Genomic DNA, 24505 nt, shown 5'->3' with positions numbered 1-24505 from the left:
TTCTGTCCCGACTTTCACATTCACCCCACCTTCACCCCTGCGTCACTATTCTGTCATCTGCGTCCCTCAGGCTAACCCCATCCCGCAGCGTCTTATCACTGCGTTCCCACTCTGTAACCCGTGAGGATTTCATCGTGATGGAGTTATCCAGACATCCGACCACTGTCTATCAGGCTGTTGCCGCACAACTGGAGCAGGCGCTGAAAGAGCGCTACCGCTGCGGCGACTATCTTCCTTCCGAACAACAGCTGGCCGATCACTATGAGGTGAACCGCCACACCCTGCGCCGCGCTGTCGATGAGCTGGTGCACAAAGGGCTGCTGCAGCGCCGTCATGGCGTCGGCATCCTGGTGCTGATGCGCCCGTATGACTATCCGCTGCATGCGCAGGCGCGCTTTAGCCAGAACCTGATGGAGCAGGGCAGTCACCCGACCAGCGAACGGCTGCTGGCGGTGCTGCGTCCGGCCAGCAACGACGTCGCCAGTGCGCTGGGCGTAAAAGAGGGCGAAAACGTCATTCACCTGCGCACCCTGCGCCGCGCCAACGGCGTGCCGCTCTGCCTGATCAACCATTTCCTCGCCGACCTCAGCTGGTGGCCACAGCTGCAGCAATTTAACAGCGGGTCGCTGCACGATTTCTTAGTGGAGCACACCGGCAAACAGCTGGTGCGCACCCAGACGCGTATCAGCACCCGCCGGGCGCAGGCAAAGGAGTGTCGGCAGCTGGATATCGCGCTGCATGCGCCGCTGCTCTGCGTGCGGACCCTGAACAAAACCAGTGATGGCGCGGTGGCGGAATACTCCGTCAGCCTGACGCGCGGCGACATGATCGAACTGACTCTGGAGCACTAATGGAACAGCAAACGGATCGCCAGCGCTGGCTGTCGGTGCTGGCACACAGCAGCGCCACCCTGCTTGAAGCGCACTGGCAGGCGCTTAATCTCCAGCCCGAATTCACGCTGGTTCGTCCGGCAGAGATCGGGCTGACGCGGTTACAGGCGCGGATGGGGGCTACCGGAAAACGCTTCGTGATGGGTGATGCCACGGTAACGCGCGCAGTGGTGCAGCTGGGCGACGGCACCCTGGGCTACAGCTACCTGTTAGGGCGCGACAAAGCCCATGCCGAACGCTGCGCCCTGCTGGATGCGCTGTTGCAGCAGCCGGAAACCCGGCTTTTGCTGGAAGAGAAGATTATTACGCCGCTGGCAGCGTGGCGCGATGAGCAGCGACAGCTGCGCGCCCGTGAAATCGCCAGCAGCAAAGTGGATTTCTTTACGCTGGTTCGCGGAGATAACTGATGACTTTACTGGCAAGTTTTAACCATCCGGTCGCGGATGCACAGCGCGCGTTTCGCCGCATTCTGAAAGCGATGAGCGAACCGGGCGTGATGGTCTCGCTGCCGCTGCAACAGGGCTGGGGCGCACTGTCCCCGGCGGCCACGGCGCTGCTGCTGACGCTGGTCGACCAGGAAAGTCCGGTCTGGCTGGATGCGCAAATCGACAACGAACAGCTGCGCAACAATCTGCGCTTCCACACCGGCGCGCCCATCACCACGCAGCAGGACGCCCCTTTCGCGCTGAGCCATGCGGCGGCGCAGCCGGATCCGACGCAGTTCGCGGCGGGTGACAACATGTCGCCGGAAAAAAGCACCACGCTGATTATCGAGGTACCGTCGCTGAATGGCGGATTAACGCTGCGTCTCTCCGGTCCCGGCCTGCGGGAAACCCGCGCCATTGCGCCGCAGCTGCCGGAAAGCGTACTGGAATATCTGCGCACCCGTCCGCATCCGTTTCCACAGGGCGTGGATCTGATCTTCACCTGTGGCGAAGCGATCATGGCCGTGCCGCGCACCACCGTTGTGGAGGTGTGCTGATGTATGTCGCGGTGAAAGGGGGCGAAAAAGCCATCTCTAATGCCCACCAGCTGCAGGCCGATCTGCGACGCGGGGATCGGGCAGTAGCGGAACTCGGCTGTGACCAGGTGGCGCAGCAGCTGGGCCTGGCGGTGGACCGGGTGATGACCGAAGGCGGAATTTACGATCCGCAACTGGCGGCGCTGGCTATCAAGCAGGCCAGCGGCGATCTGGTCGAGGCGATCTTTCTGCTGCGCGCTTATCGAACCACATTGCCACGGCTGGCGGAGAGCACGCCGCTGGCGACCGGTGCGATGCGTATCGAACGCCGCATCTCGGCGGTCTACAAAGATCTGCCGGGCGGCCAGGTGCTGGGCCCAACCTATGACTACAGCCACCGGCTGCTCGACTTCACGCTGCTGGCTAACGGTGAAACGCCCGCTGCGCCGCGTGACGATTGCCCGGTGCCAGACCAGTGCCCCCATATGTTCAGCATGATGAGCGAGGAAGGGCTGGCTGCTGGCGAGGTGGATGACGGCAGCGAGCCGGTCGATATCACCCGCGAGCCAGTGAGTTTTCCCGCCTCACGCGCCGCGCGGCTGCAACAGCTGGTGCGCGGCGACGAAGGGTTTCTGCTGGCGCTGGGCTATTCGACCCAGCGCGGCTATGGCCGTACCCATCCGTTTGCCGGTGAGATCCGCACCGGCACTCTCAGCGTCAGCATCTGTCCCGAAGAGCTGGGTTTTGAGCTGGAGATCGGGGAACTGCTGCTGACGGAGTGTGAAATGGTCAACGGCGTCGCCCACAGCGATGATGCTGCGCCGCAGTTTACCCGGGGTTACGGGCTGGTGTTTGGCCGTGCCGAACGCAAAGCGATGGCGATGGCGCTGGTAGACCGCGCGCTGCAAAGCCGCGAGCAGAATGAGCGTGTGACCAGCCCGGCGCAGGATGAAGAGTTTGTGCTGTCGCACGCCGACAACGTCGAAGCGGCGGGCTTTGTCTCGCACCTCAAGCTGCCGCACTACGTCGATTTTCAGGCCGAGCTGGAATTGCTGAAACAGCTCCAGAACGATTATCAGGAACGCAACCATGGCTGAACTCACCGGCTATAACAACGGCTATCTCGACGAGCAGACCAAACGCACCATCCGTCGCGCCATCCTGAAAGCGGTGGCGATCCCCGGCTATCAGGTGCCATTCGCCGGACGCGAGATGCCGATGCCTTACGGCTGGGGCACTGGCGGCATCCAGATCACCGCCAGCGTGATTGGCGATCAGGATGTGCTCAAGGTGATCGATCAGGGCGCAGATGACACCACGAATGCGGTATCGATCCGCCAGTTCTTTAAGCGGGTCAGCGGCGCGGCCACTACCGAGCGCACCGCCGATGCCACGCTGATCCAGACCCGCCATCGCATCCCGGAAACGCCACTGGAGGAGGATCAGATCCTGATTTTTCAGGTGCCGATCCCGGAGCCACTGCGTTTTATTGAGCCGCGCGAAACCGAGACCCGCACCATGCACGCGCTGGAGGAGTACGGCATCATGCAGGTGAAGCTGTATGAAGATATCGCCCGCTACGGGCATATCGCCACCACCTACGCTTATCCGGTGCGGGTCAACGATCGCTACGTGATGGATCCGTCGCCCATCCCTAAATTCGATAACCCGAAGATGCACATGATGCCCGCGTTGCAGCTGTTTGGTGCCGGGCGTGAAAAGCGCATCTACGCTTTGCCGCCTTATACCCGCGTGGAGAGTCTCGACTTCGACGATCACCCGTTCACCGTGCAGCAGTGGGAAGAACCCTGCGCGCTGTGCGGCTCGCGCCACAGCTATCTCGATGAGGTGGTGATGGACGATCAGGGAACGCGGATGTTTGTCTGCTCCGACACCGACTTTTGCCATCAGCAGCAGGAACAGCAACATGCACAGTGAACAGCCGCTGCTTGCGGTGAACCAGCTCACCCATCTTTACGCGCCGGGCAAAGGGTTTGAGCAGGTCAGTTTTGATCTCTGGCCCGGTGAAGTGCTGGGGATTGTCGGCGAGTCCGGCTCCGGTAAAACCACGCTGCTGCAGAGCCTGTCGGCGCGTCTGACGCCGCAGCAGGGCAGCATTCTTTATCAGAACCGCAACCTTTATCAGATGAGTGAAAGCGATCGCCGTCGCCTGCTGCGCACCGAGTGGGGCGTAGTACATCAGCATCCGATGGACGGACTGCGTTCGCAGGTCAGTGCGGGCGGCAACATCGGCGAACGGCTGATGGCGACCGGGCAGCGCCACTATGGCGACATCCGCGCCGAGGCGAGCCGCTGGTTACAGGCGGTAGAGATTGATGCCGGTCGCATCGACGATCTGCCGACCACCTTTTCCGGCGGGATGCAGCAGCGTCTGCAGATTGCCCGCAACCTGGTGACGCAGCCGCAGCTGATGTTTATGGATGAGCCAACCGGCGGGCTGGATGTCTCGGTGCAGGCGCGACTGCTGGATCTGCTGCGAACGCTGGTGCGCGAGCTGAATCTGGCGGTGGTGATTGTCACTCACGATCTCGGCGTAGCGCGACTGCTGGCGCATCGCCTGCTGGTGATGAAACAGGGGCGGGTGGTGGAGAGCGGTCTGACCGACCGCGTGCTGGACGATCCTCATCATCCTTACACTCAACTGCTGGTCTCTTCGGTGCTCAATTAAATGACGACTCACACTCCGCGTCTGCGTGTAGAAAATCTGTGTAAAACCTTTGTGCTGCACAATCAGAACGGCGCGGCGCTGCCGGTGCTGCACAACGCCAGTCTGACGGCAGGCGAGGGCGAATGCGTGGTGCTGCACGGTCACTCTGGTAGCGGCAAATCCACGCTGCTGCGCGCGCTTTATGGCAACTATCAGCCCGACAGCGGCCACATCCGCGTGGCGCATCAGGGCGAATGGATCGATATGGCGCAGGCATCAGCGCGTCAGATTATCGCCCTGCGCCGTGACACGCTGGGCTGGGTCAGCCAGTTTCTGCGGGTGATCCCGCGCGTGCCGACACTGGAGATTGTGATGCAGCCGCTGCTGGAGCGCGGCGTGGATCGTGAATTCTGCGAAGCGCGGGCCGTCGAACTGCTGGCCCGGCTGAATGTGCCGCAGCGTCTCTGGTCGTTGGCCCCGTCCACCTTTTCCGGCGGAGAGCAGCAGCGCGTGAACATCGCTCGCGGCTTTATCGCCGACTATCCGGTGCTGCTGCTGGATGAACCCACCGCCTCGCTCGACAGCGTCAACAGCGCGGCGGTAGTGAGTTTGATTGAACAGGCGCGCGCCCGGGGTGCCGCCATCGTCGGTATTTTTCACGATCGGGCGGTGCGCGAGCGGGTAGCCGACCGGCTGCACCTGATGCACCCGACCGACACAGGAGTGCAGGCATGATCATCAATAACGTCAGACTGGTGCTGGAAAACGAAGTGGTGAACGGATCGCTGGAGTTTCGTGATGAGCGCATCAGCAGCTTCAGCGAAACCACCAGCCAGCAGCCGGGCGCGCTGGATGGCGAAGGGGCCTGGCTGCTGCCGGGGCTGGTGGAGCTGCACACCGATAACCTCGACAAGTTTTTCACCCCACGGCCAAAAGTGGACTGGCCTGCACATTCGGCGATGAGCAGCCACGATGCGCTGATGGTTTCCAGCGGCATCACCACTGTGCTGGACGCGATTGGCGTGGGCGATGTGCGCGACGGCGGGCACCGGCTGGATAACCTCAGCAAGATGATCGACGCCATCCGCGACAGCAACCGTAAAGGGCTGAACCGGGCCGAGCATCTGCTGCATCTGCGCTGTGAACTGCCGCATCCTACCACCGCGCCGCTGTTTGAAGCGCTGATGGGCACGCCGGAACTGGCGCTGGTGTCGCTGATGGACCATTCGCCGGGCCAGCGCCAGTATGCGTCGCTGACCAAATATCGCGAATATTATCAGGGCAAATATCAGCTCAACGACGCCGAGATGGATCAGTTCGAGCATGACCAGCTCACTCTGGCGGCAGCGTGGTCGCAGCCCAATCGTCAGGCGATTGCCGGACTGTGCCGTGAACATGGCATCGCCATTGCCAGCCACGATGACGCTACCGCGGCGCACGTGGAGGAGTCCCATGCGGCAGGCAGCCGCATCGCGGAATTTCCGACCACGCTGGAGGCGGCTCGCGCCTCACGCTATCGCAACATGCAGGTGCTGATGGGCGCGCCCAACATCGTACGCGGCGGCTCGCACTCCGGCAACGTTGCCGCCTGGGAACTGGCGTCACACGGCCTGCTGAATATTCTGTCATCCGATTACTACCCGGCCAGCCTGCTGGATGCGGCGTTCCGGCTGGCAGATGATGAGCGCAACAGCCTCGGCATGGCGCAGGCGATTGCACTGGTGACCTGTAACCCGGCCCGCGCGCTAGGGCTGGAGGATCGCGGTGTGATCGCCGAGGGCTGCCGCGCCGATCTGGTGCTGGCGCACACCGCACACGGCTATCCGCACGTGCGGCACGTCTGGAGCAAAGGCCGGCAGGTGTACTGATGGCGCGGCTGATCTGGCTCACCGGTCCCTCGGGTTCGGGTAAAGACAGCCTGCTGGATGCGCTGCGGGCGTCACCGCCGCCCCGGCTGCTGATCGCCCATCGCTACATTACCCGCGCCGCCGATGCGGGCGGTGAAAACCATGTGGCGCTGACTGAGGTGGAGTTTGAGCGTCGCGCCGCACTCGGCCTGTTTGCGGTGAGCTGGGAGGCGCACGGTTTCCGCTACGGCATCGGCTGTGAGACCGAGCAATGGCTGTTGCGCGGGCAGAATGTGGTGGTGAACGGGTCGCGGCTGCATCTGGCCCAGGCGCAGGCGCGGTTTGGTGCGCAGCTGCTGCCAGTCTGTCTGCAGGTGTCGCCCGCGGTACTGGCGGCGCGGCTGCGTCAGCGCGGACGGGAAGATGAGGCGGAGATCGCCCGGCGGCTGGCGCGCGCCGCTCAGCCGCAGCCCGATGGCTGCCTTATTCTCAACAACGACGGCGCGCTGGCGGATACCGTCTGCCAGCTGCGCCAGATACTGGAGGCGCATCAATGAAACTCACTTTTCTGGGTACCGGCGGGGTGACTGCGGCACCGCTGCCGGGCTGCGACTGTCGCGCCTGCCAGCGGGCGCAGCGCAATAGCGCCCATGCGCGTGCGGCCTGCAGTGCGCTGATTGAGTTTGGCCACGAGCGAATCCTGCTGGATGCCGGTCTGCCGCTGCTGGCGTCGCGCTTTCCGCCCGGCACGCTGACGCGCATTCTGCTGACCCATTACCACATGGATCATGTGCAGGGCCTGTTTGCGCTGCGCTGGGGAGTGGGCGCACCGATTCCGGTCTGGGGTCCACCCGATCCGCGAGGCTGTGACGATCTCTATAAACACCCTGGCCTGCTCGATTTCCGTCCCGCCTTAACGCCGTTTGTGGCGCACGCCTTCGGTGAATTGCAGGTCACGCCGCTGCCCCTGCAACACTCGAAGCTGACGCACGGCTATCTGTTCGACTGGCATGGCACCCGGCTCGCCTGGCTGTGCGACACCTGCGGACTGCCGTCCGATACCGCCGACTTCCTGCGTGGCCAGCCGCTGGATCAACTGGTGATTGACTGCAACGATCCGCCCCGTGCCGAACCGCGTAATCACAATGATGTGACCCGGGCACTGGCGATTGCGGCGCTGCTTCAGCCGCGTCAGACGTGGCTGACCCACCTCAGTCATGAGATGGATAACTGGTTAGCCGAAAACCCGTTGTCTGAGGGTGTGCAGCCTGCCCGTGACGGTCAGACATTGCTGTGCGGTGCGCACTGGCCTGTCACGGTTTGATCATCTTGCTGTCATCCCGCGTTCATCGCGCCACGCCTTAATAACCGGCAGACGCAATCAGCGATGACGGAGAACAGCATGGCACAGGCACTTCTGAAAACGGTGGTCGATAACGACGTACCACCGGCCAGCCACAGCGGACAAAAAGTGTTGTCGGTGCAGAAACTGAGCAAAGCCTACGGCGACACCCAGGTGCTGGATCAGGTTAGTTTCGACCTGCACGCCGGTGAACTGGTGGCGGTGATTGGCCGCTCGGGCGCGGGTAAATCGACCCTGCTGCATATGCTCAACGGCACGATTAACGCCACGTCCGGCGCGATTATAAGCCTGCATGAAGGCGAAGCCGATCGTAACGTGGTCACGCTCAACAGCCGCCAGCTGCGCGAATGGCGCAGCCAGTGCGGCATGATCTTTCAGGACTTCTGTCTGGTGCCGCGACTCGACGTGCTGACCAACGTGCTGCTGGGCCGTCTGAGCCAGACCGGCACGCTGAAGTCTTTCTTTAAAATCTTCTCTGACCAGGACCGGGCGCACGCCATCGAACTGCTGCAGTGGATGAACATGCTGCCGCAGGCGCTGCAGCGGGCGGAAAACCTCTCTGGCGGTCAGATGCAGCGCGTGGCGATCTGTCGCGCATTAATGCAGAACCCCAAAATCCTGCTGGCCGATGAGCCGGTGGCGTCGCTCGACCCTAAAAATACCAAACGCATCATGGATGTACTGCGTCAGGTCAGCGAGCAGGGCATCAGCGTCATGGTCAACCTGCACTCGATTGAGCTGGTGAAAAGCTATTGCACCCGTGTGATTGGCATCCAGCGCGGCGTGGTGCTGTTTGACGGCCATCCTTCCCGACTCACCGACAGCCTGCTGCACCAGCTGTACGGTGATGAACTTAACCAAATCCATTAACGTCCACAGCAAGAGAATAATTCCGAATGAAACTGACTTCTTTAGCACTTCTGACCCCTGTCATGGCGTTTGGTGTCAGCGCAGCGGATGCGCCGAAACAGCTTAATCTGGGGATTCTGGGCGGGCAGAACGCCACCCAGCAGATTGGCGATAATCAGTGTGTGAAGACCTTCTTTGATAAAGAGCTGGGTGTGGATACCCAGATGCGCAACGCCTCTGACTATTCGGGCGTGATTCAGGGCCTGCTGGGCGGCAAGATCGATATGGTACTGAGCATGTCACCGGCTTCGTTTGCCTCGGTCTACATTCAGGACCCGAAAGCGGTAGACGTGGTCGGCATTGTGGTGGATGACAAAGATCAGTCACGTGGCTACCACTCTGTCGTCATCGTTAAAGCGGACAGCCCGTATAAAAAGCTGGAAGACCTGAAGGGCAAATCTTTCGGTATGGCCGATCCCGACTCGACGTCCGGTTTCCTGATGCCAAACCAGGCGTTTAAGAAGATGTTCGGCGGCTCGGTGGATGACAAATATAACAACACCTTCTCCAGCGTCACCTTCTCTGGCGGCCATGAGCAGGACATTCTGGGCGTGCTGAACAACCAGTTCGATGGCGCGGTCACCTGGACCTCGCTGGTCGGTGACTACAACAGCGGCTACACCTCTGGCGCATTTGGCCGTCTGATCCGTATGGACCATCCGGATCTGATGAAGCAGATCCGCATTATCTGGCAGTCACCGCTGATCCCCAACGGCCCGGTGCTGGTCAGCAACAAGCTGCCTGCCGACATTAAAGCGAAAGTGGTGTCGGCGATTAAAAAGCTGGATAAGGAAGATCACGCCTGCTTCGTGAAAGCGGTAGGCGGTGAGCAGCATATCGGTGAGGCGACGGTCGCTGATTACAAAAATATCATCGATATGAAACGTGACCTGATGAAAGGCAGCCGCGGCTAAGGCCGGACTTCCTGACTTTTCCTGCCCAGGCGGGAAAGGCGGGACGCGGCAACCCCGCCTGCGTCCCGCTGCTTTAGCGCCGGAGAACCCCTTTGACCGACTTCGAACACTATTACCAACGCATCCGCCGTCAGCAGAAGCGTGACACGCTGTTGTGGTCACTGCTGCTGGTGGCGCTCTATCTGGCGGCGGGCAGGGTGGCAGAATTTAATCTGCTCACCGTCTGGCAGTCGCTGCCGCACTTCTTCGACTACCTGCACGAAATCCTGCCGGTGCTGCATCTGCCGCTGCTGTTTGCCGACGGCAAAACCAGTGGCTCGCTGGCTTACTGGGGCTACCGTCTGCCGATTCAGCTGCCGCTGATCTGGGAAACGCTGCAACTGGCGCTGGCCTCGACGCTGGTGGCGGTGGCACTGGCCGCAGTGCTGGCCTTTTTCGCCGCCGACAACACCCAGACGCCGGTCAGCGTGCGGATGACGATTCGCGCCTGTGTTGCCTTTCTGCGCACCATGCCAGAGCTGGCGTGGGCGGTGATGTTTGTCATGGCGTTTGGCATCGGCGCGATCCCTGGTTTTCTGGCGCTGGCGCTGCACACCGTGGGCAGCCTGACCAAGCTGTTTTACGAGGCGATTGAGTCGGCGTCGGATAAGCCGGTGCGCGGTCTGGCCGCCTGCGGTGCCAGCAAGCTGCAGCGGATGCGTTTCGCCTTCTGGCCACAGGTGAAACCGATCTTTCTCTCCTACAGCTTTATGCGGCTGGAGATTAACTTTCGCTCCTCCACCATTCTTGGGCTGGTCGGCGCAGGTGGCATCGGCCAGGAGCTGATGACCAATATCAAACTGGACCGCTACGATCAGGTCAGTATCACGCTGCTGCTGATCCTGATTGTGGTGTCGCTGCTGGATACGCTCTCCGGCCAGCTTCGTCGCCGTGTCACAGGAGACAGGACATGATAAGCACCGTTCCCGATATCGCGCTAATGAAGCAGCAGCATCGTGAACTCTTCGCCGCACAGCCGCGCTATCTGCGTCGCCTGGCGCTGATGACACTGGCAGTGCTGCTCTACTACCTCTTTTTCTTCTCGGTATTTGGTCTGGAGTGGTCGCGTTTGCTGATGGGCTGTCAGCAGCTGGGGCGCTATTTCCTGCGGATGTTTGTCTGGCACGATTTCGTGAACTGGCCGTTTGGCTACTATCTGTCGCAGGTCGGCATCACCTTAGGGATTGTCTTTGCCGGCACGCTGACTGCCTCGCTGCTGGCGCTGCCGCTGTCGTTTCTGGCGGCACGCAATGTGATGCACGATCGCGCTGCGAAGCCGCTGGCGTTTCTGGTGCGGCGTCTGTTCGATGTGTTACGCGGCATCGATATGGCGATCTGGGGGCTGATATTCGTGCGAGCGGTGGGGATGGGGCCGCTGGCCGGGGTGCTGGCGATTATCCTGCAGGATGTCGGCCTGCTCGGTAAGCTGTACGCCGAAGGGCATGAAGCGGTGGAGCGCTCGCCCAGTCGCGGGCTGGGCGCGGTCGGGGCCAACAGTCTGCAGAAACACCGGTTCGGCATCTTCACCCAGTCATTTCCGCAGTTCCTGGCGCTCAGCCTTTACCAGATTGAGTCTAATACCCGTTCGGCGGCGGTGCTGGGCTTTGTCGGCGCGGGTGGCGTCGGCCTGGTCTATGCCGAGAACATGCGGCTGTGGAACTGGGATGTGGTGATGTTCCTGACGCTGATCCTGGTGGTAGTGGTCATGGTGATGGATGTGATCTCCAGCCGCCTGCGTAAGCGCTACATCAGTGGCAAGCCGGTGCCGTTGTGGCAGCCTGCTGCGCGCGATTAAGTCGCTCGCTGCGCTGCCAGGCGCGCTGCAGCGCCTGCACCAGCTGGGCCTGCTGCCAGGGTTTCGCCAGTCGTTCGCACAGCGGCAGCGTCACCGGCTGGTGGCGCAGATCCTGACCGCTGATAAGCAGCGTCGCCAGCTGCGGCCAGTTCTGCTGCGCCTGGCGGATCACCTCTGCACCATTGATCTCGCCGGGCAGCATCAGATCGCTGATCAGCAGGTCGATATCGGGCGTCTGGCGCAGCAGCGCCAGCGCCGCTTCACCATCACCACACTCCAGCGTCAGATACCCCAGCTGATGCAGATGCTCGCACAGCGTCTGGCGCACCGCCGGTTCATCATCCAGCACCAGTATCAGCCGGTTGTTCGCTGCCTCTGCCTCCGCGGGCTTTGGCGGTGGCGGGGCGATCGCGGCAGTGGCGGCGGCTTCCGAAGCGCGCGGCAACAGCAGCCGCACCGTGGTGCCCTGGCCCGGCGCGGTTTCCAGTTCGATCTGCCCGCCTGACTGTCGCACAAAGCCGTAAACCATTGACAGCCCCAGTCCGCTGCCGCTGCCGGTGGCTTTGGTGGTGAAGAAGGGCTCGAAAACCTGCTCGCGAACCTCGGCGGACATACCACAACCGCGATCGATGACCTCTATTGTGACCCTGTCACTTTTCTCGCCTGCTTCCGGACGACGCTGATTCCAGATGCGCAGCCGGATTTCGCCGCTTTGCTGATACATCGCATCGCGCGCGTTTACCACCAGATTCATCAGCGCATTCTCCAGCTGGCTGGCATCAATCCAGGCCAGCCAGCCAGGACGCTGCGCATCAATAACCAGCTGCTGTCCCGGCAGCAGCGAGTGTTGCAACAGGCTCTGCAGGTTATCCACCAGCGTCACCACCGACACCGCGCGGGGATAGAGCGCCTGCTTGCGTGAAAACGCCAGCAGCCGCTGCGTCAGCTGGGCGGCGCGATCGGCGGCCTGCCGCGCCCGCTCTATCCGGGTCGCCAGCGGGCCGGGCATCAGCTGGCCTTCAGTCAGCGCCAGACTGCCGATAATCACCGCCAGCAGATTGTTGAAGTCGTGCGCCAGGCCGCCGGTCAGCTGACCGACCGCCTTCATCTTCTGGCTGTGCTGTAGCGCTTCCTCCAGCGTTTTGCGCGAGGTCCGATCCAGCACGGTATTGACCATGCCGCGCCGGGGGATCGGGCTGAAGCGCAGCTCCAGTGTCCGGCCATCGGCCAGCCGGATCTCCTGCGGTTCGCCGGGATCGTGCAGATCGACCGCCAGCGGAGCCAGCAGTTGCTGATAATGGACGCCACGATGCAGCTCACGCGGCGCGATACCCAGCAGCTCGGCATACTGGGCGTTCCACACCACCAGCTGACCGTGGTGATCGAACAGGGCAAAGCCGTCGCGCATCGCCAGAAACGTGGATTCCAGCTGATTGCTTTTCTCTTTCAGCAGTCGTGAGGTATGCGCCAGCGAGGCGGTATTGCGGGCAAAGACGTTAAAGGCGCGCGCCAGCTCGCCCAGCTCGTCGCGCCGCTGCAATCCCGGCACGCTGACGTTCTGCTCGCCCTGCGCCAGCCGCGTCATCGCCCCGGCAATCGCCGTCAGGCTCGACCCAAGATTGCGGTAGATATAGATCCCGGCGTACCCGGTGATCGCCAGCGCCAGCAGCACAAATAGCGCGATAAAGCCGATGATGGAGTCGAGTTCGTGATGGGTGGCCTGGGTGCGCGCCTCGCTCTGCAATGCGACCTGCTGCACCGACGCATTGATATCGTCGTTCAGCATCGCGACCAGCGCTTTAATCCGGTAGGTGGCGTAGGCGATCGCCAGGTCACTCTGCTCCAGCGCCTCCGCCAGCGGCAGCAGGCGCTGCTGAGTGACCAGCAGCCGCTGTACCTGCTGACCGGTGATCCCCGTCAGCGGCACCGTGCGCCACTGCGTCATGATCTGCTGAAGCTGCTCAATCACGGCGATGGGCGAGGGTGTACGGATGGCGATGGTGATCAGCCGTTCGGTCTGTTCGCGCAGTGCGGCATCCGGTCGCGTCCGCTGTTCCAGCTGCACCCGCTGGTCGATATGGCTGAGCAGAATCTGCGTCTGCCACAGATCGCTCAGCATGTTGTTGCGCTGCAGATGCCGCTGATGGCCGTTCAGCAGCAGGCTGTTAATCGTCTGTTCCAGCATCAGGCTGCGCGCGCGGATCCGGGCGATGCGCTCCGGCTGACGGGCCGCCAGCGGCGCGCTGGCCAGCAGGCTCAGCGACTGCTGCAACGCCTGCTGATTCTGCTGCAGCCGCTGTGATTCGCTCTGATACTCCAGCGCCCCGACCACCTGAGACAGCCGCACCGCTGCTGTCGCCACGTTGGCGGTGTCACGTGCCAGCGCCAGGCTGCCGTTCATATCCGCCAGCGTCTGCGCCTGCGCCTGCTCCTGAATCGCCCCGGCATGACGAAAGCCGATAATCGCCACCACGCTCACCATCAGCGTGACCGACACTACCAGCAGATTGAACAGCAACAGGCGGCCACGTGCCCCGGCCTGCCACGGATAACTGCGCTGCATCCCACAACCTCTTCATCACTGCAACAGTGGGCCGAGTATAGGAGCGTGATGTCGGGCATTTATGACAAATATGAATGGCGGCTGACATTTTCCGTTTATCTGGTGTTGCTTAACTGGCGGCTATCCACAGTCCGCAGGAGCAGGGCGATGACAGCCACACCGATACTGGAAATGCGGGGCATTACCCGGCGCTTCGGCAATTTTCATGCCCTGAAGGGCGTTGACCTCACGGTGTATCCTGGTGAGGTTCATGCGCTGATGGGAGAGAACGGCGCGGGTAAAAGCACACTGATGAAGATTCTGGCCGGTGCCTATACCGCCAGCAGCGGGGAAATTCTCATTGAAGGCAGGCCCTATACGATTAAGGGGCCGAAAGAGGCGCTGGCCGCCGGGATCACCCTGATTTATCAGGAGATCAACCTGGCACCCAATCTGACGGTGGCGGAGAACATTTTTCTCGGCAGCGAAATCGCACCCGGCGGGCTGGTGAAGCGGCGGCAGATGGCCGAAGAGGCGCAGCGGGTGATTGACCGGCTCGGCGCGCAGTTCAGCGCCTGGGATCTGGTGAGTCGATTGAGCATCGCCGAGCAGCAGCAGGTGGAGATCGCCCGCGCGCTGCAACGCAACAGCCGCATCCTGGTGATGGATGAGCCGACCGCCGCGCTCTCTAATCGCGAAACCGAACAGCTTTTTGCGCTGATTAAACGGCTGCGCAGCGAAGGCATGGCCATTATCTATATCAGCCACCGCATGGCGGAGGTCTATGAGCTGTCCGATCGCGTCAGCGTGCTGCGTGACGGGGAGTATGTGGGCAGCCTGACCCGTGACCAGCTCAATGCCAGTGAACTGGTGCGGATGATGGTCGGGCGGCCGCTCAGCGACCTGTTTAACAAAGACCGGGCTATCCCGTTGGGCGACATCCGGCTGGCAGTGAATCACCTCGCCGACGGCGGCAAAGTGCATCCCAGCAGTCTGGCGGTGCGGGCCGGGGAAATAGTCGGCCTGGCCGGTCTGGTGGGCGCAGGCCGCAGTGAACTGGCACAGCTGATCTTTGGCGTACACAAGCCGAAACAGGGTGAGATCTGGATCGACGGCGAGAAGGTCACTATTCATTCGCCGCGTGATGCGATTGCGCGCGGTATCGGTTTTCTCACTGAGAACCGCAAAGAGCAGGGGCTGTTTCTGGAGATGGCGGCGCAGGAGAACATCGTCATGGCGACGCTGGAGCGCGATTCGAGTTACGGCATGCTCAACCGCCGTAAAGGACAGACCATCGCGACGGAGGCGATCGCCTCACTCAATATTCGTGTACCACACGCTCAGGTCCGTGCAGGCGGCCTGTCGGGCGGCAACCAGCAGAAGCTGCTGATCTCACGCTGGGTGGCGATTGGCCCGCGCATTCTGATCCTGGATGAGCCGACGCGCGGCGTCGATGTCGGCGCGAAAAGCGAGATCTACCGCATGATGCAGGCGATGGCGCGGCAGGGTGTGGCGATTTTAATGATCTCCAGCGAACTGCCGGAAGTGGTCGGGATGAGCGACCGCGTTTACGTGATGCACGAAGGCACCATCGTCGGTGAGCTTGAGGGCAGCCACATCAGTCAGGAAAACATTATGACGCTGGCAACCGGTGCGCACAGCACGTCAGCAGGCGAAATCTGAGGAGACCATCATGTCACAACTGGCCCGCACCAAAGCGCCGACGCTGAAACGCGCCCTGATGGGCGATCTGCTGCAAACGGTGGGTATCCTGCCGATTCTTATCCTGATCGTGGCGGTATTTGGGTTCGTTACGCCCAACTTCTTTACCGAAGCGAACCTGCTCAACATTACCCGTCAGGCGTCGATCAACATCGTGCTGGCGGCGGGCATGACCTTTGTCATTCTGACCGGCGGCATCGACCTGTCGGTGGGATCGATGCTGGGCACTACGGCGGTGGTCGCGCTGGTGGCGTCGCTGGATCCGATGCTCGCCTCCCTGACTATTCCGATGGCGCTGGGCGCGGGCCTGGTGATGGGGCTGTTCAACGGTATCCTCGTCGCCTGGGCCGGATTGCCGCCCTTTATTGTCACGCTCGGCACCTACACTGCGCTGCGCGGGGCGGCCTATCTGCTGGCGAACGGCACCACGGTGATTAACTCCGATATTAACTTTGAGTGGATTGGTAACGGCTATCTCGGGCCGGTGCCGTGGCTGATTGTGATTGCCTTTGCGGTAATCGCCATCTGCTGGTTCATCCTGCGTCGCACCACGCTGGGCGTCCATATCTACGCGGTCGGCGGCAACATCCAGGCGGCGCGTCTTACCGGCATCAAGGTTGGCGTGGTGCTGCTGTTTGTCTACGGCATGAGCGGCCTGCTGTCGGGGCTGGGCGGCTTAATGAGCGCCTCGCGGCTCTACAGCGCCAACGGCAACCTCGGCGTCGGCTACGAGCTGGATGCGATTGCGGCGGTGATCCTCGGCGGCACCAGCTTTGTCGGCGGCATTGGTACCATCACCGGCACCCTGATTGGCGCACTGATTATTGCCACGCTGAATAACGGCATGACGCTGATGGGCGTCTCCTATTTCTGGCAACTGGTGATCAAGGGGGCGGTGATCATCATCGCGGTCCTGATCGACAAATACCGTACCCGACATCATGTGAGTTGAAGCTGAAAAGGGCGGATGCGCCGTGTCGCCTCCGCCACCCAAAAAACGCCATTAAGTGGTTGGCACCTAAAAACAGCAGGAGAAGGTCTATGCGTTTTAATCCGATTGTAACCGGGCTGCTGGCGGCGACGCTGCTCAGCACCGGCCTGGCTCAGGCAAAAGAACTCAAATCTATTGGCGTCACGGTCGGCGATCTCGCTAACCCCTTCTTCGTGCAGATCACCAAAGGCGCAGAGATGAAGGCGCGTCAGCTGGCGGGCGATAAGGTCAACGTGACGCTGGTCTCCAGCGGTTACGATCTCGGTCAGCAGGTCGGCCAGATTGATAACTTTATCGCGGCCAAAGTCGACATGATTATCCTCAATGCCGCTGACTCCAAAGGGATCGCCCCGGCGGTGAAGCGGGCGCGTGACGCCGGTATCGTGGTGGTGGCGGTCGACGTGGCAGCCGATGGCGCGAATGCGACCATCACCTCCGATAACACCGAGGCGGGCGCGATGGCCTGTAAATATATTTCTGACCGCCTGAAGAACAAAGGCAACGTGGTGATCATCAACGGACCGCCGGTTTCAGCCGTACAGAACCGCGTTGAAGGCTGCATGAATGAGCTGAAAACCCATCCGGATATCAAGCTGCTCTCCTACAACCAGAACGCCAAAGGCAGTCGTGAAGGCGGACTGGAAGTCATGACCGGCCTGCTCTCGGCTAACCCGAAAATCGATGCGGTCTTTGCTATCAACGACCCGACCGCGATTGGTGCCGATTTAGCCGCGAAACAGGCGCAGCGCAGTGAGTTCTTTATCGTTGGCGTCGATGGCTCGCCAGACGGTGAAGAGGCGCTGAAGCGCAAGAATTCACTGTTCGTTGCGACGCCTGCGCAGGACCCGCAGGTCATGGCGGCCAAAGCGGTTGAGATTGGCTATGACATCCTGCAGGGCAAACCGGCCCCGGATAAGCCCGTGCTGATCCCGGTGAAACTGATCGACCGCAATAATATCGGCAGCTATCAGGGCTGGACGGTGAAATAGGCTTTAATGTGGCACCCTTCGGGTGCCGCTCTCAGGAGGCCACTATGCAACGTTCAGAGGTTAACTCTTATCTGCAACATACCCGCGAGTTTTTCCGGCAGCAGGATGTGCATCTGCCGCCGTGGGCCGATTACAGCGTCAGCCAGTGGCGCGCTCAGGATCGCGACGTGATACAGGAGATTCTGGCGCTGCGGCTGGGCTGGGACCTCACCAGTTTTGGCGCGGCAGATTTTATGCAGACCGGCCTGACGCTGTTTACCCTTCGTAACGGCTCGCCGGGCGGGCAGCCGTGGCATAAACCCTACGCCGAGAAGATAATGCACGTGCGTGAAGGGCAACTGACGCCGATGCACTATCATCCGCGCAAGATGGAAGACATCATCAATCGCGGCGGCGGCAACCTGATTGTCGAACTGCATAACCGCGACGGTGACGGGCTGGCTGACTCGCCGGTGGCAGTGTCGCTGGATGGCCTGCGCCAGATTCATGCTGCCGGTTCACAACTGCGGCTCTCTCCGGGTGAAAGCGTAACGCTGGAGGCGGGCGTCTGGCACAGTTTCTGGGGCGAAAGCGGCTTCGGCGATGTGCTGGTGGGTGAGGTATCAATGCCCAACGATGATGAAAACGACAACGTGTTTCTGACGCCGCTGGCCCGTTTTAATCCACTGAATGAGGATGAAGCGCCGCGCTGGCTGCTGTGCAACGATTATTCGGACTGGCTATCCTGAGCGCGGCAGGCGTAATCAGGCAATCTGACTGGCACGCGTTGTCGAATCGGGTTTCACCACATCGGCCGAAAAGACGTAACCCAGCCCGCGGATGGTGCGGATCAGGTCAGGCTGATGCGGGTTAGTTTCAATTTTACGGCGCAGCCGCATGATGAGCACGTCGATGGTGCGGTCAAACACATCGAGACTTTCGCTGTGGGTCAGCTCCAGCAGCTGATCGCGGGTCAGCACCTTGCGGGCGTGACACACCAGCGCACGCAGCAGACTGTATTCTCCCTGGGTCAGCGGCACAAGTTCGCGCTGCGGATTAAACAGCTGGCAGCGGCCATCGTCCAGTTGCCAGCCGCTAAAACGCCAGCCCGCCTGTTCAGGATCGGCCTGTGCGATACGCCCGCTGCGACGCAGGGCCGCCCGGGCGCGCGCCACTACCACGCGGGGATTAAAGGGTTTAGCGATGTAGTCGTCTGCGCCCATCTCCAGACCGACTACCATCTCCGCTTCTGAACCCATGCCGGTCAGCATAATCACCAGCACTTCCGGTCGTTGCCGCTGAAGCTGCTGCAGCACCAGTAAACCGTTGGTATCGGGCAGCATCATATCCAGCATCACCAGCGAAATCTCCGGGTGCGCGTTGAGCATTGATAGCGCCTCGCGTCCCTGATGACAGCGGTAGACCGTTAACAGATGTTCACTTAACGCATCCTGCAGGACATCGCAGACAGCAGGATCATCATCCACCACCAAAATCGCTGGCTTCATGGCGCGGCCTCAATGTTACGAAAGAGTTAATTCTGGAGTCTACACAGGCCAGAAAAGGTTGCTGAGGCAGCGTGCTGAAACGTGACCCGCTTCGCCTGTGAAAGTATGGAAGCGTGCGCTGGCGCAGAGTTTTCAGGGGGTGCTGATTTGCCGCAGGAAAACGATTGCGCAGGATCGGTGCATTGCACCATAATCGCGCCTCGTTTTGGTTCGGACTCTTCTTAGGCAAGTCCGGCTCTGCCAGGTAATCGATTGCGTCGGCAGATGGCATGGCAATTGCTTTGGGCAGTGGGTAAGGCAGGGATTTCAGGCGGTTCTGGCACGCAGGTATGCAGCGGCCGGCATCCATGTCCCGGAAACAGAATAATCAGCATACAAACCCCTTTGGCAAGAGAGACGGCTGTCTCCTGTATCGAGAGATGATGATGTTAGAAAAACTATTCAAACTCAAAGCGCATAACACCACGGTTCGTACCGAGATTATCGCCGGGATCACCACCTTCCTGGCGATGGCCTATATTCTGTTTGTGAACCCGAGCATTCTGGGCGCAACCGGCATGGATAAAGGCGCGGTATTTGTCGCCACCTGTCTGGCGGCGGCGATTGGCTGCGTGCTGATGGGGCTGATCGCCAACTACCCGATCGCGCTGGCACCAGGCATGGGACTGAACGCCTTCTTTACCTACACCGTGGTGTTGCACATGGGTTACACGTGGCAGGTTGCGCTGGGCGCAGTGTTTCTCTCGGCAGTGATTTTCTTCGCAATGTCCCTGTTTAAAATCCGTGAGTGGATTATTGCCAGTATCCCGCTGCCGCTGCGCGCCGGGATTGGCGCCGGTATCGGGCTGTTCCTGGCGATCATTGCGCTGGAAGGGGCGGGCATCGTGGTCGATAATCCGGCCACGCTGGTGGGCATTGGCGATCTGACCAAACCGGGTCCGCTGCTGGCGATGCTTGGCTTTGTGGTGATCGTGGTACTGGAAGCGCGTCGCGTCACCGGCGCGGTGCTGATCGGTATTCTGCTGGTGACCTTTATCTCGATGGGCATGGGTCTGTCGCCGTTTGCCGGGGTCTTTTCTGCGCCGCCATCGATTGCACCAACCTTTATGCAGCTGGATATTGCCGGGGCATTTAACGTCGGCCTGATTAGCGTGATTTTCGCCTTCCTGTTTGTCGATGTGTTTGATAACACCGGCACGCTGCTGGGCGTGACGAAACGTGCTGGTCTGGCGGATGAGCAGGGCAACGTGCCGAAGATGGGCCGTGCGCTGATTGCTGACAGTGCGGCTGCACTGTTTGGTTCACTGCTCGGGACCTCGACCACCACCAGTTATGTGGAATCGGCGGCAGGCGTGAGTGCCGGTGGCCGTACCGGACTGACCGCGATCGTGGTGGGTATCCTGTTCCTGCTGGCACTGTTCTTCTCACCGCTGGCTTCCAGCGTGCCGGTTTACGCTACTGCGCCTGCACTGCTGTTTGTGGCGGTGCTGATGGCATCGGGTCTGGCAGATATTGACTGGAAAGATATCACCACGGCTGCCCCGGTTACCGTGACCGCGCTGACCATGCCGCTGACCTATTCCATCGCCAATGGCATCGCGTTTGGTTTTATTACCTGGACGCTGGTGAAGCTGTTGAGTGGTCGCGCGAAAGAGGTGAATGCGGCACTGGTGATTCTGTCGATTTTGTTTGTGATTAAACTTGGGTGGTTAAGTGCTTAATCTACCGCGTTGCGGTTAAGGAATGCTTAGCAGCGGCTTGCTCTGGGTGGGTTACGCGTTGCAGTGGGCTTACTCTGAGCGGGTTACGCCCGCCAGGCGATAGGGAGTTTCAGGTTGCCTGTGCAGGCGGACGCGTTAAGGGGCGGACGCCCGGCCCTTAACAATCCCGGCGTCCGGCAGCCTGCGCGCCCCGCTGTGCGGGGTGCCTTCATCACGCCCTGCGGCCAGCGGACCGTCCGGACGCGCCATCCCTGGCGCAAACCGTCCTTTCGCCGACGTCCTGTCGGCTCATCCTGGCCTCCGGTTGTTCCTCAGCGCTCCGGATGCCTCTCCCAAACCCCCGCCTGTGATTTCTTTGTGTTAACTGTGGTGCTGTGTTGTCTGCTGGACTTAAAGCCACAGTCAAAGTCAAAGCCAGTCCCAAAAAACCCACAGCGATAAAGTACCCAACACAGAAAGAAGAGATAACAGCAGGGGGGAGGGAGGCCGTCAGAACCGCAGAGCGGATGAGGAATTTCAGGACGAGCGACAGGGATGTCGCGAAGAGGCGGATTCGCGCCAGGGATGGCGCGTCCCGCTGGTCCGTCAGAAATCCTGAAAAAGCGAAGGGACCGCAAAGCGGCGGTGAAGCAGGCCGGAGCCCGGGGTCAAGGGGGCGCGGCGACTGGCGCCCCCTTGTCGGTCGCCTGCAGAGGCGGGTGTGAAACTGCCCAACTGCCCAACTGCCCAACTGCCCAACTCCTCAGGCGAACGAAACCCCACTCATAGCCTGTTCGCGCAGCGCACACCCGGGAGATGCTGGTCCGCAGGCAAATGAAACCTTCTCAACGCCCGTTCGCGCAGCGAACAAACCCAGCCTCTGCGCCTCAGGTAATCAGCACATATCCTTTGTTCAGAAAAAAAGGCGGGATGTAGTTATCCCACCCCTCCTGCATACAATGCTCCTTCAACGCAGCGTTGTTGGTTGCACCAGATTTGTCGTAACAGCGTATAAGCCGGTTGCGAAGGGCCGGAGCACTGATGCCAAGAATTCCTGGCATAAGGTTCTGCTTTACCCCACAAAGCAGTAGCAGAATCACTTCCCATTCTTTGTCGGTGAAGATATTCGCGGGCCGGGTAAAGACAAAGGGTCTTCTGTCACGTGGCCGGAGGAACGTTGAAAAGTAAACATTGGTGATCTCAAGGTAGGTACAGATAATACCATCGGTTCCGTCATTGAACGTCCATGGGCGTTTCTCCACCATAAAAGATCGCAGCCTGTTCTCTTTTCCGTATTCAAAAGTCTTAAGCACAATGCTCATTTCTTTTGTATTCAGGATTTTTTTATCATCATGCAGAATATGGTGGTAATAATCGCTAATGTCTGGCGTCAGGTCGGTGTCAAATGTCCCCACAAGAGTGTCAGACGTAACGTTGAAATAACTGCATGCAATCTTATTGGCATAAATATAGCGTGAGACACTGTTTTTAATAGCCCAGCCAAACAGCGAGTGATCAAAGTAATATTCAACAGGATTCAGCTTTCTGACCATCAGTTCATCCTCTTATTATAATATGGCCTTTTTTCAGAAAGAACGGTGGGATATAGTGGTCTAACTTATTGTCACGGCAATAGCCGGTCAGTGCGGAAAGCGAATTCAGGCCAGTCTTTCTGTAACAACTTCTGAGTCTGCCATTAACTGCGTCGGCTGAAATTGCCAGGATGCTGCTTATTTCTTTTATGTTCATGCCACAGACCAGCAGATAAACGACTTCCCACTCTTTTTCTGTGAAGACGGATGAGGGCGATTCAAAAGTCGCATGCTGAATTATTTTGCCGTCCAGCAACGCTCCCGGTGTGATGATCCTGACATGCCTGACGCTGACCAGTGTACCTATACAGTTATGCGTGTCGTCATACAGTGGCTCCTGAACGCTGTATGCGGGCTGCATGATTTTCTCTTTGCCCTGTATATGTGTGGTAATCGCTCTTACCGCCTGGCCAGTTCTTTCTATCTCTCTCTCCTGCTGGCTGAACAGGTCAGCAAATTCTGCAACCGGAACAGGCATATCTCTGATATGGCGACCTTCGTAGTCAAATTTCGTTGAAAGCGTCTGCCAGCTTTTGAACGTATTATTGACATAAACAAAGTGGGACTGATTGTCCTTCACGCCCCAGCCGACAACAGGATCGTTTTCAAACATCCTGATAAGCCTGACAGGTAATGTAATTTCTTTCATGAGCGTGTCCTTACAGTTTCATTACTCTACATTAAATTGACCTTGCAACTTAATAACCCTACAAAGTAATAACACTTTATATAAAGTGCCGTACTTTAATTGTACCTTTATGCAAGCCGGGATGGGTGTGAAAGTAATATCACAAGCCAATGCGCAGGGAAAGTTGTCTGTATAATAAAAAAAGAAGTATGCCCATAACCGAAAGGTTATGGGCTTTTTGTTTTAAGAGGCATATTAATTACGGGATTTAATTAGGGTTAATGACAGGACTTAGTGGTCCGCATAAATTTCGCTTTCGAGCGAGCTGACGCTGAGAAGGTTATGTTGCGCGGTGCCGGCACACTGAGCAGGTTACGCCCGCCAGGCTATGGGGAGTTTCAGGTTGCCTGTGCAGGCGGACGCGTCAAGGGGCGTACGCCCGCCCCTTAACAATCCCGGCGTCCGGCTGCCTGCGCGCCCCGCCCTGCGGGGTGCCTTCGTCACGCCCTGCGGGCAGCGGACCGTCCGGACGCGCCCTCCCTGGCGCGAACCGTCCTTTCGCCGACGTCCTGTCGGCTCATCCTGGCCTCCGGTTGTTCCTCAGCGCTGCGGATGCCTCTGGCAGACCCCTGCCGGTGAGAAAATTACGCTTTGCAGCGGGCTGGCACTGAGAAGGTTACGCCCGCCAGGCTATGGGGAGTTTCAGGTTGCCTGTGCAGGCGGACGCGTCAAGGGGCGGACGCCCGCCCCTTAACAATCCCGGCGTCCGGCTGCCTGCGCGCCCCGCTTTGCGGGGTACCCTCGTCACGCCCTGCGGCCGACGGACCGTCCGGACGCGCCCTCCCTGGCGCGAACCGTCCTTTCGCCGACGTCCTGTCGGCTCATCCTGGCCTCTGGTTGTTCCTCAGCACTCCGGATGCCTCTCACCAACCCCCGCCTGTGATTTCTTTGTGTTAACTGTGGTGCTGTGTTGTCTGCTAACCTGTAAAGCCAAAGCCAAAGCCAAAGCCAAAGCCAAAGCCAAAGCCAAAGCCAAAGCCAAAGCCAAAGCCAAAGCCAATCCCGGAAATGTAAAACGATAAAGTTACTCAACATTAAAAGAAGAGATAAAAGCGGGAGAGGGAGGCCGTCAGAACCGCTGAGCGGATGAGGGATTTCAGGACGAGCGACAGGGATGTCGCGAAGAGGCGGGTTCGCGCCAGGGATGGCGCGTCCCGCCGTTCCGTCAGAAATCCGGAAGAAGCGAAGGGACCGCGAAGCGGCGGTGAAGCAGGCCGGAGCCCGGGGTCAAGGGGGCGCGGCGACTGGCGCCCCCTTGTCAGTCGCCTGCAGAGGCGGGTCTGAAACTGCCTAACTGCTCAGGCGAACGAAAACCCGCTCAGAGCCTGTTCGCGCAGCGAACACCATGTTATTAGCGCATGTAGCCCGCGAGGTGAACGAAACCCCTCTCAGAGCCTGTTCGCGCAGC

The 24505-nt window shown here is 60.1% G+C and carries 24 protein-coding genes; 20 read left to right on the top strand and 4 right to left on the bottom strand.

The window, feature by feature from the left end; all coding sequences use genetic code 11:
- Nucleotides 1–137 precede the first annotated feature (137 nt).
- The 14 genes from phnF (at nt 138) to phnE (AC6I8J_RS11535) (ending at nt 11386) form a co-directional block, all read left to right on the top strand.
- Nucleotides 138–851, top strand: coding sequence for a phosphonate metabolism transcriptional regulator PhnF (gene phnF / locus AC6I8J_RS11600; RefSeq protein ID WP_222925471.1), 714 nt, complete (start codon nt 138–140; stop codon nt 849–851).
- Nucleotides 851–1297 carry a phosphonate C-P lyase system protein PhnG gene (gene phnG, locus AC6I8J_RS11595; RefSeq protein ID WP_161736015.1) on the top strand — a complete coding sequence of 149 codons (447 nt, stop codon included), beginning with the start codon at nt 851–853 and terminating at the stop codon, nt 1295–1297. The genes phnF and phnG overlap by 1 nt, the downstream gene beginning before the upstream one ends.
- On the top strand, nt 1297–1872 hold the full coding sequence (gene phnH, locus AC6I8J_RS11590) for a phosphonate C-P lyase system protein PhnH (RefSeq protein ID WP_090959849.1): 576 nt from the start codon (nt 1297–1299) through the stop codon (nt 1870–1872). Before phnG ends, phnH begins: the two co-directional genes overlap by 1 nt.
- Nucleotides 1872–2948 (top strand): carbon-phosphorus lyase complex subunit, encoded by a 1077-nt coding sequence (locus AC6I8J_RS11585; RefSeq protein ID WP_161736014.1) that lies wholly within the window; start codon nt 1872–1874, stop codon nt 2946–2948. Before phnH ends, AC6I8J_RS11585 begins: the two co-directional genes overlap by 1 nt.
- Nucleotides 2941–3789 (top strand): alpha-D-ribose 1-methylphosphonate 5-phosphate C-P-lyase PhnJ, encoded by an 849-nt coding sequence (locus AC6I8J_RS11580; protein ID WP_110330551.1) that lies wholly within the window; start codon nt 2941–2943, stop codon nt 3787–3789. Before AC6I8J_RS11585 ends, AC6I8J_RS11580 begins: the two co-directional genes overlap by 8 nt.
- Nucleotides 3779–4540 (top strand): phosphonate C-P lyase system protein PhnK, encoded by a 762-nt coding sequence (gene phnK, locus AC6I8J_RS11575; protein ID WP_161736012.1) that lies wholly within the window; start codon nt 3779–3781, stop codon nt 4538–4540. The genes AC6I8J_RS11580 and phnK overlap by 11 nt, the downstream gene beginning before the upstream one ends.
- A complete protein-coding gene (phnL, locus tag AC6I8J_RS11570) occupies nt 4541–5254 on the top strand; it encodes a phosphonate C-P lyase system protein PhnL (protein ID WP_497825381.1) in 714 nt (237 codons plus the stop codon). It begins immediately after the preceding gene.
- On the top strand, nt 5251–6387 hold the full coding sequence (gene phnM / locus AC6I8J_RS11565; RefSeq protein ID WP_161736010.1) for an alpha-D-ribose 1-methylphosphonate 5-triphosphate diphosphatase: 1137 nt from the start codon (nt 5251–5253) through the stop codon (nt 6385–6387). Before phnL ends, phnM begins: the two co-directional genes overlap by 4 nt.
- Nucleotides 6387–6923 carry a ribose 1,5-bisphosphokinase gene (gene phnN, locus AC6I8J_RS11560; protein ID WP_260058773.1) on the top strand — a complete coding sequence of 179 codons (537 nt, stop codon included), beginning with the start codon at nt 6387–6389 and terminating at the stop codon, nt 6921–6923. Before phnM ends, phnN begins: the two co-directional genes overlap by 1 nt.
- Entirely contained in the window at nt 6920–7690 is a 771-nt protein-coding gene (phnP, locus tag AC6I8J_RS11555; protein WP_260058771.1) for a phosphonate metabolism protein PhnP, read from the top strand. The genes phnN and phnP overlap by 4 nt, the downstream gene beginning before the upstream one ends.
- Before the next feature lie 78 nt (nt 7691–7768).
- Nucleotides 7769–8599, top strand: a complete 831-nt coding sequence (phnC, locus tag AC6I8J_RS11550; protein WP_161736007.1) for a phosphonate ABC transporter ATP-binding protein — start codon at nt 7769–7771, stop codon at nt 8597–8599.
- 26 nt (nt 8600–8625) lie between these two features.
- On the top strand, nt 8626–9552 hold the full coding sequence (gene phnD / locus AC6I8J_RS11545) for a phosphonate ABC transporter substrate-binding protein (RefSeq protein ID WP_497825380.1): 927 nt from the start codon (nt 8626–8628) through the stop codon (nt 9550–9552).
- Nucleotides 9553–9644: 92 nt separating this feature from the next.
- Entirely contained in the window at nt 9645–10505 is an 861-nt protein-coding gene (gene phnE / locus AC6I8J_RS11540; protein WP_222925317.1) for a phosphonate ABC transporter, permease protein PhnE, read from the top strand.
- The gene (gene phnE, locus AC6I8J_RS11535) at nt 10502–11386 is read left to right on the top strand and encodes a phosphonate ABC transporter, permease protein PhnE (RefSeq protein WP_161736004.1); all 885 of its coding nucleotides are present in this window, start codon (nt 10502–10504) and stop codon (nt 11384–11386) included. Before phnE (AC6I8J_RS11540) ends, phnE (AC6I8J_RS11535) begins: the two co-directional genes overlap by 4 nt.
- Here the strand turns inward: phnE (AC6I8J_RS11535) and AC6I8J_RS11530 are convergent.
- Nucleotides 11340–13949 (bottom strand): ATP-binding protein, encoded by a 2610-nt coding sequence (locus AC6I8J_RS11530; RefSeq protein WP_161736003.1) that lies wholly within the window; start codon nt 13947–13949, stop codon nt 11340–11342. The two genes, phnE (AC6I8J_RS11535) and AC6I8J_RS11530, sit on opposite strands and share 47 nt — an antisense overlap.
- A gap of 147 nt (nt 13950–14096) precedes the next feature.
- Between AC6I8J_RS11530 and AC6I8J_RS11525 the strand changes: the two genes are divergently transcribed.
- The 4 genes from AC6I8J_RS11525 (at nt 14097) to AC6I8J_RS11510 (ending at nt 18358) form a co-directional block, all read left to right on the top strand.
- Complete coding sequence (locus tag AC6I8J_RS11525) at nt 14097–15611, top strand: sugar ABC transporter ATP-binding protein (protein WP_161736002.1); 1515 nt, start codon at nt 14097–14099, stop codon at nt 15609–15611.
- 10 nt (nt 15612–15621) lie between these two features.
- Nucleotides 15622–16602, top strand: a complete 981-nt coding sequence (locus tag AC6I8J_RS11520; RefSeq protein WP_161736001.1) for an ABC transporter permease subunit — start codon at nt 15622–15624, stop codon at nt 16600–16602.
- Nucleotides 16603–16691: 89 nt separating this feature from the next.
- Nucleotides 16692–17630, top strand: a complete 939-nt coding sequence (locus tag AC6I8J_RS11515; RefSeq protein WP_161736000.1) for an ABC transporter substrate-binding protein — start codon at nt 16692–16694, stop codon at nt 17628–17630.
- Between the two features lie 44 nt (nt 17631–17674).
- Complete coding sequence (locus AC6I8J_RS11510) at nt 17675–18358, top strand: D-lyxose/D-mannose isomerase (protein ID WP_161735999.1); 684 nt, start codon at nt 17675–17677, stop codon at nt 18356–18358.
- 15 nt (nt 18359–18373) lie between these two features.
- Here the strand turns inward: AC6I8J_RS11510 and AC6I8J_RS11505 are convergent, their stop codons facing one another.
- Nucleotides 18374–19117: a response regulator gene (locus tag AC6I8J_RS11505; RefSeq protein WP_161735998.1), complete on the bottom strand. Its 744-nt coding sequence runs from the start codon at nt 19115–19117 to the stop codon at nt 18374–18376.
- 422 nt (nt 19118–19539) lie between these two features.
- Between AC6I8J_RS11505 and AC6I8J_RS11500 the strand changes: the two genes are divergently transcribed.
- Nucleotides 19540–20838 carry an NCS2 family permease gene (locus AC6I8J_RS11500; protein ID WP_222925472.1) on the top strand — a complete coding sequence of 433 codons (1299 nt, stop codon included), beginning with the start codon at nt 19540–19542 and terminating at the stop codon, nt 20836–20838.
- A gap of 866 nt (nt 20839–21704) precedes the next feature.
- On the opposite strand, the gene AC6I8J_RS11495 is transcribed toward AC6I8J_RS11500, so the two are convergent.
- Complete coding sequence (locus AC6I8J_RS11495; protein ID WP_497825379.1) at nt 21705–22370, bottom strand: PAS domain-containing protein; 666 nt, start codon at nt 22368–22370, stop codon at nt 21705–21707.
- Nucleotides 22371–22374: 4 nt separating this feature from the next.
- Entirely contained in the window at nt 22375–23058 is a 684-nt protein-coding gene (locus AC6I8J_RS11490) for a helix-turn-helix transcriptional regulator (protein WP_497825378.1), read from the bottom strand.
- 929 nt (nt 23059–23987) lie between these two features.
- On the opposite strand from AC6I8J_RS11490, the gene AC6I8J_RS11485 reads away from it, so the two are divergent.
- Nucleotides 23988–24119, top strand: a complete 132-nt coding sequence (locus AC6I8J_RS11485) for a hypothetical protein (RefSeq protein WP_497825377.1) — start codon at nt 23988–23990, stop codon at nt 24117–24119.
- Nucleotides 24120–24505 lie beyond the last annotated feature (386 nt).

Source organism: Pantoea sp. X-Soil-ISGK-355 (genome assembly GCF_059730805.1).
Note: the sequence above shows the minus strand (reverse complement) of the source record. Positions and strands in the feature narration are given on the sequence as shown.